Source organism: Leptotrichia hongkongensis (genome assembly GCF_041538065.1).
In the GTDB taxonomy this organism is placed as follows: Bacteria; Fusobacteriota; Fusobacteriia; order Fusobacteriales; family Leptotrichiaceae; genus Leptotrichia; species Leptotrichia hongkongensis.
Map to the genome: position 1 here is coordinate 156358 of NZ_JBGORW010000006.1, position 13339 is coordinate 169696.

General features: G+C 28.2%; 14 protein-coding genes and 3 tRNA genes. 10 read left to right on the forward strand and 7 right to left on the reverse strand.

Annotated features, from left to right (window positions below; translation table 11 throughout):
* From ACEG17_RS06225 to cobJ, 5 genes are all read left to right on the forward strand, one after another.
* Window positions 1-981, forward strand: a complete 981-nt coding sequence (locus ACEG17_RS06225; RefSeq protein ID WP_372582993.1) for a hypothetical protein — start codon at window positions 1-3, stop codon at window positions 979-981.
* A 32-nt stretch (window positions 982-1013) separates the two neighbouring features.
* The gene (gene cbiG / locus ACEG17_RS06230) at window positions 1014-2027 is read left to right on the forward strand and encodes a cobalt-precorrin 5A hydrolase (protein ID WP_372582994.1); all 1014 of its coding nucleotides are present in this window, start codon (window positions 1014-1016) and stop codon (window positions 2025-2027) included.
* A 2-nt stretch (window positions 2028-2029) separates the two neighbouring features.
* Window positions 2030-2542 carry an HXXEE domain-containing protein gene (locus ACEG17_RS06235; protein ID WP_372582995.1) on the forward strand — a complete coding sequence of 171 codons (513 nt, stop codon included), beginning with the start codon at window positions 2030-2032 and terminating at the stop codon, window positions 2540-2542.
* A 60-nt stretch (window positions 2543-2602) separates the two neighbouring features.
* Window positions 2603-3637: a hypothetical protein gene (locus ACEG17_RS06240; RefSeq protein ID WP_372582996.1), complete on the forward strand. Its 1035-nt coding sequence runs from the start codon at window positions 2603-2605 to the stop codon at window positions 3635-3637.
* 201 nt (window positions 3638-3838) lie between these two features.
* Window positions 3839-4588 carry a precorrin-3B C(17)-methyltransferase gene (gene cobJ / locus ACEG17_RS06245; protein WP_299570721.1) on the forward strand — a complete coding sequence of 250 codons (750 nt, stop codon included), beginning with the start codon at window positions 3839-3841 and terminating at the stop codon, window positions 4586-4588.
* A gap of 206 nt (window positions 4589-4794) precedes the next feature.
* Here cobJ and ACEG17_RS06250 read toward each other — a convergent pair whose 3' ends face one another.
* From ACEG17_RS06250 to ACEG17_RS06275, 6 genes are all read right to left on the reverse strand, one after another.
* Window positions 4795-5169: a DUF956 family protein gene (locus ACEG17_RS06250; protein ID WP_372582997.1), complete on the reverse strand. Its 375-nt coding sequence runs from the start codon at window positions 5167-5169 to the stop codon at window positions 4795-4797.
* A gap of 134 nt (window positions 5170-5303) precedes the next feature.
* The gene (locus tag ACEG17_RS06255) at window positions 5304-6218 is read right to left on the reverse strand and encodes a PTS system mannose/fructose/sorbose family transporter subunit IID (protein ID WP_299574735.1); all 915 of its coding nucleotides are present in this window, start codon (window positions 6216-6218) and stop codon (window positions 5304-5306) included.
* A gap of 17 nt (window positions 6219-6235) precedes the next feature.
* The gene (locus ACEG17_RS06260) at window positions 6236-7051 is read right to left on the reverse strand and encodes a PTS mannose/fructose/sorbose transporter subunit IIC (protein ID WP_026748537.1); all 816 of its coding nucleotides are present in this window, start codon (window positions 7049-7051) and stop codon (window positions 6236-6238) included.
* Between the two features lie 15 nt (window positions 7052-7066).
* The gene (locus ACEG17_RS06265) at window positions 7067-8056 is read right to left on the reverse strand and encodes a PTS sugar transporter subunit IIB (protein ID WP_372582998.1); all 990 of its coding nucleotides are present in this window, start codon (window positions 8054-8056) and stop codon (window positions 7067-7069) included.
* A 413-nt stretch (window positions 8057-8469) separates the two neighbouring features.
* Window positions 8470-8766, reverse strand: a complete 297-nt coding sequence (locus ACEG17_RS06270; protein ID WP_372582999.1) for a YciI family protein — start codon at window positions 8764-8766, stop codon at window positions 8470-8472.
* Window positions 8766-9320: an NAD(P)H-dependent oxidoreductase gene (locus ACEG17_RS06275; RefSeq protein ID WP_372583000.1), complete on the reverse strand. Its 555-nt coding sequence runs from the start codon at window positions 9318-9320 to the stop codon at window positions 8766-8768. Before ACEG17_RS06275 ends, ACEG17_RS06270 begins: the two co-directional genes overlap by 1 nt.
* A gap of 170 nt (window positions 9321-9490) precedes the next feature.
* On the opposite strand from ACEG17_RS06275, the gene ACEG17_RS06280 reads away from it, so the two are divergent.
* The 5 genes from ACEG17_RS06280 (at window position 9491) to ACEG17_RS06300 (ending at window position 10754) form a co-directional block, all read left to right on the forward strand.
* Window positions 9491-9868 (forward strand): winged helix-turn-helix transcriptional regulator, encoded by a 378-nt coding sequence (locus ACEG17_RS06280; protein WP_372583001.1) that lies wholly within the window; start codon window positions 9491-9493, stop codon window positions 9866-9868.
* Window positions 9869-10038: 170 nt separating this feature from the next.
* A tRNA-Ser gene (locus ACEG17_RS06285) sits at window positions 10039-10125 on the forward strand.
* Window positions 10126-10143: 18 nt separating this feature from the next.
* Window positions 10144-10237 (forward strand) — tRNA-Ser (locus ACEG17_RS06290).
* 27 nt (window positions 10238-10264) lie between these two features.
* Window positions 10265-10341: transfer RNA gene (locus ACEG17_RS06295), tRNA-Arg, on the forward strand.
* A gap of 263 nt (window positions 10342-10604) precedes the next feature.
* Window positions 10605-10754, forward strand: a complete 150-nt coding sequence (locus ACEG17_RS06300; RefSeq protein WP_299575186.1) for a hypothetical protein — start codon at window positions 10605-10607, stop codon at window positions 10752-10754.
* An 893-nt stretch (window positions 10755-11647) separates the two neighbouring features.
* On the opposite strand, the gene ACEG17_RS06305 is transcribed toward ACEG17_RS06300, so the two are convergent.
* Window positions 11648-12745 (reverse strand): hypothetical protein, encoded by a 1098-nt coding sequence (locus ACEG17_RS06305; protein WP_372583002.1) that lies wholly within the window; start codon window positions 12743-12745, stop codon window positions 11648-11650.
* Window positions 12746-13339: the final 594 nt, after the last annotated feature.

Sequence of the window (13339 nt, forward strand, 5' to 3'; positions counted from 1 at the left end):
ATGAAAAAAATAATTTACGCAATTACAGTTTTTTTTACAATAAATTTTGGCTTGAATGCATATACTTTGAGGGAAAATGTTCAGGAAACACTTTCAAAAAGAGGAGTGAAGCAAAGTGTAATTGATGAAACAGCGGACTTTTTGTTAGATTCAAGAGGTGAAATGTCTATTATTCCACAGCAAGATGAAATTGACAGTTTGATTGACAGAGCAGAAACGTTGCTGAAAAAAGATAAAAATAATATTATGATTAAGCAGTATCTATCATTAATGTATTTGAAAAAAGGTGGAAATAAGAATAATTTAAAGGCACAAAAAATAAATGAAGAAAACTTAAAAGATAAAGGAATTACTGATTTTGATAAATGGAGTTCAACAGGACTGTATTATTACCAAATAGGAGAAAAGAAAAAGGCTCAAGAATATTTTGACAAAATTAAAGAAAAATACAAGGAAAAGCCTGCTGTTTATAATTTAATTGAAATAGTGATAATGGATATTGATATATTGAGAGACAGCCAAAATTTTAGCCAACTTATCGTAGATACTGCAACTAATGAAAAAAAGATGAAAGAAATTCAAGAAATATCTAAAAAACAAGTTGAAAAAATGAAAATAGTTAAAGATTTCTTTCAATCAGAAGAAAACAAAAGAGAATTTGGTGTTGTAGATGAGTTAGTTTACTCTTTTGATTTGTTATTAAATTTTTCTAAAATTAATGAGATAATGCAAAAAGATTTGAAGCAGGATGGAGAATTTAAAATAAAAACTATAAAAGAAGCAACTGATTATTATTTAAAAAATGTTGCAAATAATGAAAAAATGACAGAAGATTCAATAAAATACAATATAATATTCGAAAATATGTATTTGAGAATAATGGTAATATTAGTGTCAGATGATGAAAAAGAAAGTGCAGAATTTTCAAAAAAATTAGAAAAAAGTAAACTTTATAGAATATTTGAAAAACTGGAAAAATAAGTATAAAAAATCAGATATGAAAAGGAGAAAAAATGAGAACAGCAATTTACTGTGTAAGTAAAACTGGTTATAAAACTTGTTTAAAAATAAAAGAAAATGTGTATAAAAATTTGCATATTTATGTTTCAGGAAGAGTTGCTAATTTATTAAATCTTGAAAATGAAAATATTGAAAATCTATTTATTATAAATGAAAGAGTGCCGATTTTGCTTGAAAAAACATTTAATAAATATGATTTACATATATTTGTTGCAGCAACTGGAGCTGTTGTGAGAATAATTGATGGAAAATTTAAAAGTAAGGATACCGATCCTGCGGTAATTACTGTTGATGACCATGCCAATTTTGTTATTTCACTACTTTCAGGACATCTAGGAGGGGCAAATGAAGAATGTGAGAAAATCGCACAAGGAATCGGTGCTATCCCTGTAATTACAACTGCTTCAGATGTAGGTGGAAAAATAGCTGTAGACACATTTTCACAAAAAATAAAGGCAAAATTGGAAGATTTGGAAGGAGCTAAAAGAGTTACTTCGCTAATTGTGAACGGAGAAAAAGTTAGCCTGCATTTACCAAAAAACATTGTATCTCACAATGAAAATAGTGCTGGAGCAATAATTGTATCAAATAGAAAAAATATTGAAATTTCAAAGGTTATACCACAGAATATTTTTATCGGAATTGGTTGCAGGAGAGGAATTAGCAAGGAACATATTATAGAAAAATTAAAATATGTGATGGATAAACAAAATTTAGAGCTTTCCGCTATAAAAATGGCAGCATCTGCCTGGGTAAAATCTGATGAAATTGGGCTTATTGAGGCAATGGAAGAACTTGAAATTCCAATTAAATTCTTTGATAAGGAAGAAATTTTGAAAGTGGAAGATTTAGTTGAAGAACGTTCAGAATTTGTAAAAAATCAAATCGGAGTATACGGTGTTTCTGAACCTTGTGCCTATCTAGCTTCAAGTAGAAAAGGAAGTTTTTTGGTGAAAAAAGTGAAGTTGGAAGGAGTTACAATTTCAATTTTTGAGGAGCAAATGTAAGAATGGAAATATACAAATTGTCATTTATAACAATAGTACTATTTATGATACACGAATTTGAAGAAATAATCTTTATAAAAAAATTTATAGAAAAAAATAAAGTTTTAAAAAATATGAAAAATGAATTATTTGTGAAGAAAAAGGAAAGTTATCCGTCTACAGAAACAACTTCATTAATGATTGCTGAAGAATTTATAATTTTATCAACATTACTTTTTATAGCAAGCGAGTTTAGGATGTATGAAATAGTTCTGTCATTATTTATTGTATATATTGCACATTTAGTACCTCATATATATGATGCGCTTAGATATAGAAAGTTTTCCCCAGGAAGTCGGACATCTTTTATAATTTTCCCTTTAGGAATTTTAATAATCTGGAATGTTATTTTAAATAAAGAAATTAATTTTGTTATTTTTATTTTATGTGTTATAATAATTGGATTTCTGATGATTTTAAATTTGATGTTTTTGCATAAAATTAGTAAAAAAATTGATAAGTATCTGTGGAAATAAAAAAATCACAAAAATATTTTAAATAAAAATAGATTAAAAAATTTAAGAAAGGAAAATAATATGAAAAAAATATCTCTAATCATAGTCCTTTTTTTAATAAATCTAAATTTAACCGCCTTAACAATGAAAGAAAAAATCCAGCAGGATTTGTCAAAAGTTGGGGTGAAAAAGGAAATTATTGATGAAACTGTGAAATTGGATAAAGAAACAGGAGAGGGATTTACAACGAAAAACGAAGATGGAGAAGTATCAACAGAAGATAGGGACAAATGGGAAAAAATTTATTTGAAGGATAAAAGAAATTATGTTGCTTTAGAAAGATTGATAGAATTCTATTTTTTGACTAGAACAGAAAATGATTCTAAAAAAGAGAAGTATATTTCAGAATATTTGAAAACGGATATTTCAGAAGATAGAAAAAATTTCTTTTTGGGAAAGAATTTTTGGATCAGTTCAAAAGAAAAAAATGAAAAAAATAAATATTTTGAAAAAGTTAAAAGTATTAGCAATAATCAGTATTATTTGAAAGTAATAGATTTTTTTGAGTATCTGTCAAAAGAATCAAAAAATATAAATGAAGATAATAATTTGAAAATGGTTAAGCCAAAAATAAACGAAATAACGCAAAAAATGGATGAAATTGATAAAATACTCAATAATAAAGATTTGAGAGAAAAATACAGAATTTCTGATGAAGAAGCATATTCTGAGCAATTGATCTTTTTTTTGGCTGGTGGTACTTTAAAAGTAATAGCAGGGGATACAGAAGGAATGGTCAATGATTTTATAAATAAAATTGCGAATAAAAAGATTTCTAAGGAAGTGGCGGAATATAATAAAAATAAGGAAATGATGACTGTTATGACAATTCAGATGGCAATGGCTTTAAAAGGATTTTTTGGAGAAATGTCAGAAAAAGAAATTACAAAACTTGAAAAATTGACAAAAAAACTTCAAGATACTGAAATGTTTAAAAGAATTATGGAAAATTCTGAAAAAGATGAAACTATTAAAAGCGATATTCATTTAGAAGATAAAAGAAAAAAATTTGAATCACTTTCATATGATAAACAAATAAAACAAATTGTTAATTAAAAAAATTTGACTATATCGAAACAAGAATACAAGAATAGATAGAAAAAAATTTTCAATTGGACATTTGGATGTATTGGATTAAATTGTGAACTTATTTTTTTAGGAAAAAATAAGAAATCTTGAATCATTGGAAATATATAATAAAATTGTAAATTAATTTTTTAATTAATTAGATAATAAAATTTAGGAGGATTTAAAAAAATGAACAAAAATGGAAAAATTTATGTAGTAGGAATTGGGCCAGGAAAAAAGGCAGATATGACTTTTAAGGCTTATGAAGCAATGGAAAAAAGTGATATTATTGTAGGTTATAAAACTTATACTGACTTAATTGAAGAATATTTCCCAAATACTGAAATAAAAAGTTCAAGTATGATGAAGGAAGTTGACAGATGTATTGAAGTTTTGGAACTTGCAAAATCTGGTAAAAATGTTGCTTTGATTAGCAGTGGAGATGCTGGAGTATACGGTATGGCTGGAATAATGTATGAAGTAATTGGAGAAAATGACGATGTGGAAATCGAAGTAATCGCAGGAGTTACAGCAACAAATGCTGCAGCCGCAATCGTAGGAGCTCCAATTATGCACGATTATGTAACAATCAGCCTAAGCAACCTTCTAACAGACTGGGAACTAATAAAAAAACGTCTAGAATTAGCTGCACAAGGTGATTTCATCGTAAGCTTATACAATCCAAAAAGTAAAGGAAGAACAACACAAATTGTTGAAGCACAGCAAATTATGCTAAAACACAAATCAAAAGACACGCCAGTTGCAATCGTAAGAAATGCAGGACGTGAAACTGAAGAGCATGAAATCACAACACTTGAAAAAATGCTTGATTCTGAAATAAATATGCTTACAATTGTATTAATCGGAAATTCAAATACATTTGTTAAAAAAGGAAAAATGGTTACACCTAGAGGTTATGATAAAAAATATGAATATTAATACTTTTTAAAAAGTCAGAAACAAAATTTGATAATATACTCGAACCTATTTAAAATTAAACTGCTAGAAATTATATAATTTAGGGTTTGAGTAAAATAGTCATAATTTTTGAGTTCTGTTTTAAACTAGTTTTACTATATTTATAAAATAAAAAAATTGGACTATCATATAAAGTTAGTCCATTTTTATTTTCAAATCTGTCATTTTTATTTCTTCTTAAACCATTCAAACACTTTTTTCAGCGACAATACAGGTTTATTTCTTACAATTTTTTCATTTCCAAGAAAATCACGCATTGTCTTTAGTGTTTTTCCCGCATTTTTTACAACAAAATTATACGATCCAGCACTTTTAGTATCTATGAAAAAACCACGAATATACTTATCTTTAAAAAAGATTTGTGCTCTCACTCTCACAATTTCTCCCCAAGGAATCTGAATATAGTCTTCGGGATTACGGTTATTATAAAATTCGAAAGCTTTGTCACCTACAAGTATATTTCCATTTTTATTTCCAAACATTCCCGATAGAGAATTTGCCTTTGTTGTAAATAACACTTTTGTATTCATCGAAATAGCCACTTTTATTCCTCATTTCTTTAATTCAAATTTATTACATAAAATTAGAAAAAAGTTGGCTTTTTAGTTCCAACTTCTCTCTTTTGAATAGATTTTCCAATTATTTAAATTGAATTTTTAGTAGTCATTCCTTATTTTTAGAAAATTCCAACTAAGTGTCCTAAAATTCCCACTGCAAATAGTCCAAAGATAATTAAAATTGGACTAACTTTTTTCTTAAGAAGCCACATACATAAAAATGTTAATAATAAAGCTGCTAATCCTGGCACTAATTGATTTAAGTTATCTTGTAATGTTGTTACTTTTTCTGGTGTAAGAGAAACTCCACTTGCAAGATCTCCTAAGATTTTTTGTAACTGTTCACCATTTACAGCCTCTTTCGGAAATTCAACATAAGCACCCTTTGATAAAGGAACTTTTGATACAATCATTGGGAAATTAATTGAAGTCCAACGTTGAACCAAAATTCCCATAACGAACATTCCTAAAATAGATGCTCCTTTTGTAATGGTTTGTAATAAACCACCTGATAAATCTTTTGTAATTTCAGCACCTTTTTGGTAACCAAATTCTTGAGTATACCATAAAAATGCTATACGAATTAGATTCCAAAAAATGAAGAAGAACAACGGTGCAATAACTGAACCACTTGTTGCAAGTGATGCTGCAATTGCTCCTAAAATTGGACGTACTGTGAACCAGAATACTGGATCTCCGATTCCTGCAAGTGGTCCCATCATTCCAACTTTTACCCCTTGAATAGCCGCATCATCAATTTTTGCCCCATTTGCTCTTTCTTCTTCAAGAGCAAGAGTTACTCCTAAAATTGGTGCAGCAATATATGGGTGAGTATTAAAAAATTCCATATGTCTTTTTAAAGCTGCCGAAGCATCATCTTTATTTGGATATAATTTTTTCAATGCCGGGATTAAAGAATAAGCCCAACCTCCATTTTGCATACGTTCGTAGTTCCAAGAACCTTGAAGAAATTGAGAACGTAACATTACACTACGACGATCTGATTTTGATAATTTTATTTTATTTTCTGCCATTTCTTATTCCTCCCTTATTAATAATCATTTAAAATGTCACCTAACGGATCTCCAGAAGAAGCTGAACCTCCATCTCCGCCACCGTTACCTTTGTTATTAGTAACATTTAAGTAAATAATAGCTGCACACACACCGATAATTCCTGTTGCAATTAATGTAAGTTGATTTACTGGTGCTAATGCAAACCCTAAGAAGAAGAATGGCCATACTTCTTTATTTGCCATCAAATTAATAACCATTGCATATCCTACAGCTACAACGAATCCACCACCAATAGTCATTCCTTCAGTAAACCATGCTGGTAATGACCCTAATGCTCCTTGAATAATTTCAGAAGGTATGAATAACAGTAATCCTGCTGGAATCGCAATACGTAAACCTTGACAAGCAAGAGCTACCATGTGCCACAATTCTACACCTTTGAAATTTCCTTTTTCTGCTTCTCTATCAGCCTGGTGAACAATAACTACTGATAAAGTACGAACAACCATAGTTAAAACTAAACCAACTGTAGCTAGTGTAATTGCTGCTGCAATTGCAACATTACGTCCATCAGGAGTAAAATTACCCGCTTTAACAAAAATGATAGCCGAAGCAACAGAGGCAAGAGCTGCATCAGGCGCAACTGCTGCCCCTATATTAGCCCAACCTAGAGCAATTAATTGTAGTGCTCCTCCTAAAATAATACATTCACCAATACGTCCCGTAGCAACCCCAACTAATGAACACGCAATAATTGGCTGATGGAATTGGAACTGATCAAGGATTCCTTCCATTCCTGCTAGAAATGCGACGATTAATATTAAAATAATTGATAAAATATTAAAATCCATAATAACCTCCTAAAATTAAAGTTTTAATCCTTCGTTTTGTTTTTCTGAAATTAGTTTAAATAAGTCTGCTCTCTTATCAGCAGCAACTTTTCTTACATCAAATTGAACACCTAAATCTCTAAGTTTCTTATAAGTGTCAACATCATTCTGATCCATTGAAAGTACATTATTTACCATAACTTTTCCAACACTATGTGCCATTGATCCTACATTTAGTTCTTTAATATCTACACCTTTTTCAATTACATAAAGTGCATCCTGAGGATTTTCAAATAGCAATAATGCTTTTGTATTTCCAAATCTTGGATCTTTTGAAATTTCTACTAATTTGTCAAGCGGAATAACATGTGCACGTACACCTGGAGGCGCTGCCTGTTCGATTAATTTTTTACGTAGTTCATCTTTTGAAACTGTGTCTGAAACTACGATTATTCTATTTGGATTTGTTGCTTTTGTCCAGCTTGTTGCAACTTGTCCGTGTAACAGACGTGTATCAATACGAGCCAGAACAAATTTTATTTTCCCATCTCCGATAACTGTTCCTTCTGGAATTGCTCCTTTTGGCGTGTCATCTTGAGCTACTGCTTTTGCTACTGTTTCTTTAGGCTGTAATTCTTCAGGACGAACCTTGACTTGATCTCTTCCTTCTGGAACAATAGCTTTTGCTACTTCGTGAGCTGTATCTAAATCTTCTCTTTCTGATAAAGCTGCTAACAGCATTGGTAAGTTAAGCCCTGCTACAATTGCTCTTTTTTCAGGTGCTTCTTCAAAGAAACGATTTGATTGGTTGAATGGGCTTCCTCCCCATAAATCAACTAAAAATAGAACTTCTTCAGTTCCTAATTTCGTAATGGCATCTTGAATTTTTTTATATAAGTCATCTGGTCCTTCACTGGGCATAAACACAACTGATTCCAATAATTCTGCTTCACCTAGAATCATTGAAGCTGACTGCTTTATACCAGCTGCAAATTCACCATGACTTGCAACGATAATTCCTACCATCTTGAGCCTCCTTTTAAATAAAATTTATTTTTAAGTTTTCACTTTATAAGATTACAATATCTTTATTATTTTTAACAAAAGTGAATAATCCCATACTATAAGTGTACCACATTTTTTTTGATTTGCAAGTATTTTATAAGAAATTTATAAAACAAAATTAATGGATATTGATTTTTAGTACATTTTTTATAATTTATAATATTGTATTATTGACATAAAAAATAGTTTTTGTTGATATGCATATACAAAGAAAATGTGATAGGAGCAAATAAAAAGCAGAATACCAAAATCATAAATAAAGAATTCATTTGAATTTTTTTATACAAGGAATAATAAATTAATTTATTAGATATTTTCGATTTTATAAAGAGCTGTCCTCAGATATAATTTGAAGCAGCTCTTTTTAATGTATATTAATGAAATAAATTTTCTAGTGAAGTATTTTTACCAAACTTAACTGGTTTAAATTCGATTATTTCATAATCTGCTATTTCTTCAACATAAAATGGATCTTCATACAATATTTTTTTTGCTTCTTCCAAATTGTTAGAATTAAACAAGATTACTCCTCCTAATTCAGGAAAACTTTTCTTCCCTGTACATATAAATTTTTCTTTTTCAAAATATTTGTCAAGATATTCTAAATGAGCTTCTAAAACCTTATTTACTTCTTCCATTGATTTTTTATACTTTAAATTAGCAATAAACATTATTTATCCCCCTCTTCTCTTGTCCTACGGATATATTCAATATATTCCTTTGCGTTTTTTCCAAGTTCATTATCATTTAATTCGTTTATGTGCGGAGAAACTCCATAAACACTAAAATATGACAAATAAATTCCTTGAGCATAATTTATAGTTTCTTCAAATGGAATAAGTATTTCATCAAGAGAAAATTTATTTTTCCCACCATGCTTGTAATATTCTCTCTTCCCTCCAGTTGTAACAGCTAATCCAATCTTTTTATTCTTCAGCTTGTCCCCATTCGATCCATAAGCCCAGTTATACTCGAATACTTCATCCAGCCATTTTTTTAACAAAGGTGGACAGTTAAACCAGTACAAAGGAAATTGAAAAATAATATGTTCATATTTAATCAATAATTCCTGCTCTCTTTTTACATCTATATTCCAATCTGGATATTCTTTATACAATTCATGAACTTCTATTTCTTGCGGATATTTTAACAGCTCTTCCTTCCACCTCTTATTTGCTTTTGATTCGTTAATATTTGGATGTGCTAAAATTACTAAAGTTTTCATAATTATAAATATTTCCTTTCATTAATTTTGTTATATTATATAATCCTAATTTAAATTTGTAAATACACACAAAAACGTAAGCATATACTTACCTAAACGTAACTACTGGACTTAACTGAAAATTTATGCAATAATGTCTTCATAACAATATTTATAATAGGAGATTAACTATGAAACAATACATTTTAGGAATAGAAGCAACGCTTGAAATATTTGGTGGGAAATGGAAAGCATTGATTACATATATTCTTACCTTTGGAACAAAAAGGACAGGCGAATTACAAAGATTAATCCCTGGTATTTCTCAAAAAGTTCTTATTGAAAAATTGAAAGAGCTGGAAAAAGATGGAATTATAGAAAAACATGTGTATGAAGAAATGCCTCCAAAGGTAGAATACAAACTCACAGAATATGGACAATCATTTTCAAATATTTTATATGCCATGTGCTTCTGGGGTCGAGAAAATATTAAATTAAGGCAAAAAATGGGTGAAGATATTATACTGCTTGATAAAAAAGATGAATTTAGAAAAAATATTGATAAATAGTTTTATTACTATTTAATTTTTACAAAACATTAAAGAAATATTATCACTAAATGCAAATAAATCAAATATTGTAATTTCACACTAAAATCCTTACTTCAACAAAAGCCAAAATACGAAAAAAGTAGTTGACAAATTATTGAAATATATGATATACTAACTGAGTAACGTATGGGTGGATGTCCGAACGGCTAAGGGACCGGTCTTGAAAACCGGCGAAATCGCAAGATGTCTGGGTTCGAATCCCAGTTCACCCGCCATTTAAAATTTATACTTTTGGAGAAGTGGCAGAGAGGCCGAATGCGCTCCCCTGCTAAGGGAGTATCCGAGCTAAAACTTGGATCGAGGGTTCAAATCCCTCCTTCTCCGCCATTTTTTTTTAGTAAATTTATTAATAATGCATCTGTAGCTCAATTGGATAGAGCGTCTGACTACGGATCAGAAGGTTATGGGTTCAACTCCTGTCAGGTGCGCCATTTTTATATAAAGACATTGATATTAAACTAATTCATGATTATTTCAAAGAATTAATCATAAGTTGTTGATATTTATCTAATATTACTATAAATTTATCGTACTTAAAGTGCGATTTTTTTTTGCTAAAAATTAGGTATAAAAAAAATAACAAGAATAAGCTGTTAAGAACAAATTATTTTCGTTAGAAATTTAATGAAACACTTAAAATATTAGAAATAGAAAACACGAAACTAACGATTGCAGAAAAACATTGGCAACTTTTATGAGTAAATATCAATTAAATGAAGTTCAAATAACAGATATATTAGGACACGAAAATATAAACACAACAAATGATTATTATATTAAAGTAGATGAACAGGAATTAAAAAAATCCATTAACAAAATAGATTTTTTAAAGGATGTAGTATAAAAATATTATTTAAAAGTCTAAAAATCATACTTTGGATATATCAAAAAAGGTAACCAACAGGTAACCAACGCATAAGGTAAATGGTTATTTTTCCAAACTTTTAAAAAGATATAGTAAAATTATAGCAATTTTAACAATTTTAAAAAAATTATCTCAAAACACCATATTATTTAGCTTGATAAAAATAATAGTATAAAAAAATATGCTACCCTTGTGATAGCATATTTAAAAAGGAGTTTTGAAGAAAAAAGTTTTCACTTTTTCTATTGGTCAGATATAATTATACATTACAATCCTTATGATATTTATTGTAACTCCTTAGTTTTTAATTTGTTGTAAGGAATTATACTTAAACTTTACTTTGCACATCCTATAATACTCAATTTGTTTTTTTTTATCTATCTTTTTAATAGTATATCTAAATTATCTTTTACACAATTTTATACTACTCTCTCTCTTTTAAAAATGAAAATTATATATGACACTATTTATCATTTAAATAATAAAAATCAATTAAACTGCTTTTTGCAAAATCGAATAAATATAGTAAAACTAGTTTAAAAAAGAACTCAAAAATTATGACTATTCTACTCAAACCCTAAATTATATAATTTCTATCAGTTCAATTTTAAATGGGTTCGAGTATATCTAAATTATCTTTTACACAATTTATACTACTCTCTCTTTTAAAAATGAAAATTATATATGACATTATTCATTATTTAAATAAAAAAAAACAATTAAAACTGCTTTTTATAAAATTAGATAAATACTATAAAGTTTAATTTATACTTTTAAATAGAATTTTGTATAGCATCATATTTATATTAAACTCAAAAAGCTGGATTTACATCCAGCTCCTTTTAAGTTATTTTTATATGAATTATTAGTGATTATTTAACTTCTAAACCAACTTTTAATCCAGCTCTTAATTCATTATATTCTCTTGTATATTTGTCGTTGTTGAAGTAACGTCCATCGTTATAAACACCTTTAACAGTTTCTTTGTTAACAACTCTGTATTTAACTTCAGGGTTTACAGTCAATGTTCCTACTGGCAAATCAATACCTTTTTTGTATCCTAATCCAGTCCATACTGAGAAGTTGTTTTGGAATCCATGTCTAGCAGTTTGTCTTTCCCATTCATTTTCAGCATTGATTAATCCATAGAATCCTGCTAAATCAGGAGTTTTATATGTTAACCCTGCAACATAGTCTAAATAAACAGTAGATTTTGCATCTTTTCCTGTTTCAGCTAATTTACCTTTTGCATCTCTTAATTTATTAGTTAAACCAACGTTATAGTTTAAAGTTCCGATTCCATTATCAAAAATTTGTCCGTTATTTTCTAAAGCAAAGTTGATTCCCCATCCAGATACTTTTCCTTTTGTGAAATCATTTCCGCTCCATGCGTTATCTGCACTTTTGTTTCCTGATTGATCGAAGTAAACTAATTGAGTTGTTGCATCAAAGTTATGTCCGAAGAAGTTAATTCCAAATGATGGTCCTACATAAATTTCATTTGATGTTCCTCTGTGTCCTGAGTATCTACCAGTACCACTTGTATTTTTATTTTTCCATCCTAAAGTCCATTTATTAGTCCAAGAACCTAATGTAATATCTCTATATAATTCAATATTATTTTCCCAAGTTTGAGATTTGTCATAAGTTCCTTTTGTACCTGTTTTAGTTTCATAATCAAAATCATTTTTGTATCTATCTTGATCATTTTGGAATTCAAATTTTAATCCTAAGTCTCCTTCATCTACTAAATGTAAATCTCCACCAAAGATATTTCTCCATCTAGTTCTTTCTTTATTTGCTCCTTTGAATCCTGCGATTCCTAATCCATTTCCTGTATTTGTTTTTTTGTCTGTATACCCTTGTCTCAATTCTGTAGAGAAATGGATTTCTTTTACTGTATCTTGGTCAGCTAAAGCTAGACTAGATACGCTTAATACTAATGCTAATACTCCTAATACTTTTTTCATTGTTTTTCCTCCTAAAAATAATTTTAACAAATATATATCTTAACAATTCACAGTTAATTTTAGCATAATAATATGAATTTGTAAAGTTTTTTTTAAAAAAGTGCATTTGTAAAGTAAAACAACATTTAATAAAAAAACTAAAATCAATTTTTAAAAAGTTATTTATATACTATAAAAGCACTTTAAAATAAATATAAAATTGTATTTATTTACAAAAACTAAAGATAAAAACTTGAATTTTAGTAAACAAAAAAATTGATATAATTATACTTTTTAAATTTAAAGTCATACTTTTGTAATAAAAAAATTTTGATTGTAAGATATATAAGTTATTAATATGAAATTTTATAATTATTTTCAAAATTTCATCATATAATTAATTCTATGTTAAGTATACCCTATAATCTCAAAAAAAACAATAGCACTATGATAAATTTATAAAAAACTTTTTATTTACCAAGTGCTATTTGATTATATTTTACTTATAACTATTTTAATTTTTAAATAAATTATGGAAAATTTAAATAATTATTTTTATCTTTAAGAAAGTTCCTTACAGAAAACTATTTAGTAATAGTTGCTACTACTCCTGAA

Excerpts from the sequence above, each read along its gene's own strand:
- cbiG (WP_372582994.1), top strand. The coding sequence starts at position 1,014 with ATGAGAACAGCAATTTACTGTGTAAGTAAAACTGGTTATAAAACTTGT.
- ACEG17_RS06270 (WP_372582999.1), bottom strand. The coding sequence starts at position 8,766 with ATGTTTATTGCTAATTTAAAGTATAAAAAATCAATGGAAGAAGTAAAT.
- ACEG17_RS06275 (WP_372583000.1), bottom strand. The coding sequence starts at position 9,320 with ATGAAAACTTTAGTAATTTTAGCACATCCAAATATTAACGAATCAAAA.
- ACEG17_RS06300 (WP_299575186.1), top strand. The coding sequence starts at position 10,605 with ATGAGTAAATATCAATTAAATGAAGTTCAAATAACAGATATATTAGGA.
- ACEG17_RS06255 (WP_299574735.1), bottom strand. The coding sequence starts at position 6,218 with ATGGCAGAAAATAAAATAAAATTATCAAAATCAGATCGTCGTAGTGTA.
- ACEG17_RS06265 (WP_372582998.1), bottom strand. The coding sequence starts at position 8,056 with ATGGTAGGAATTATCGTTGCAAGTCATGGTGAATTTGCAGCTGGTATA.
- cobJ (WP_299570721.1), top strand. The coding sequence starts at position 3,839 with ATGAACAAAAATGGAAAAATTTATGTAGTAGGAATTGGGCCAGGAAAA.
- ACEG17_RS06240 (WP_372582996.1), top strand. The coding sequence starts at position 2,603 with ATGAAAAAAATATCTCTAATCATAGTCCTTTTTTTAATAAATCTAAAT.
- ACEG17_RS06235 (WP_372582995.1), top strand. The coding sequence starts at position 2,030 with ATGGAAATATACAAATTGTCATTTATAACAATAGTACTATTTATGATA.
- ACEG17_RS06280 (WP_372583001.1), top strand. The coding sequence starts at position 9,491 with ATGAAACAATACATTTTAGGAATAGAAGCAACGCTTGAAATATTTGGT.
- ACEG17_RS06305 (WP_372583002.1), bottom strand. The coding sequence starts at position 12,745 with ATGAAAAAAGTATTAGGAGTATTAGCATTAGTATTAAGCGTATCTAGT.
- ACEG17_RS06225 (WP_372582993.1), top strand. The coding sequence starts at position 1 with ATGAAAAAAATAATTTACGCAATTACAGTTTTTTTTACAATAAATTTT.
- ACEG17_RS06260 (WP_026748537.1), bottom strand. The coding sequence starts at position 7,051 with ATGGATTTTAATATTTTATCAATTATTTTAATATTAATCGTCGCATTT.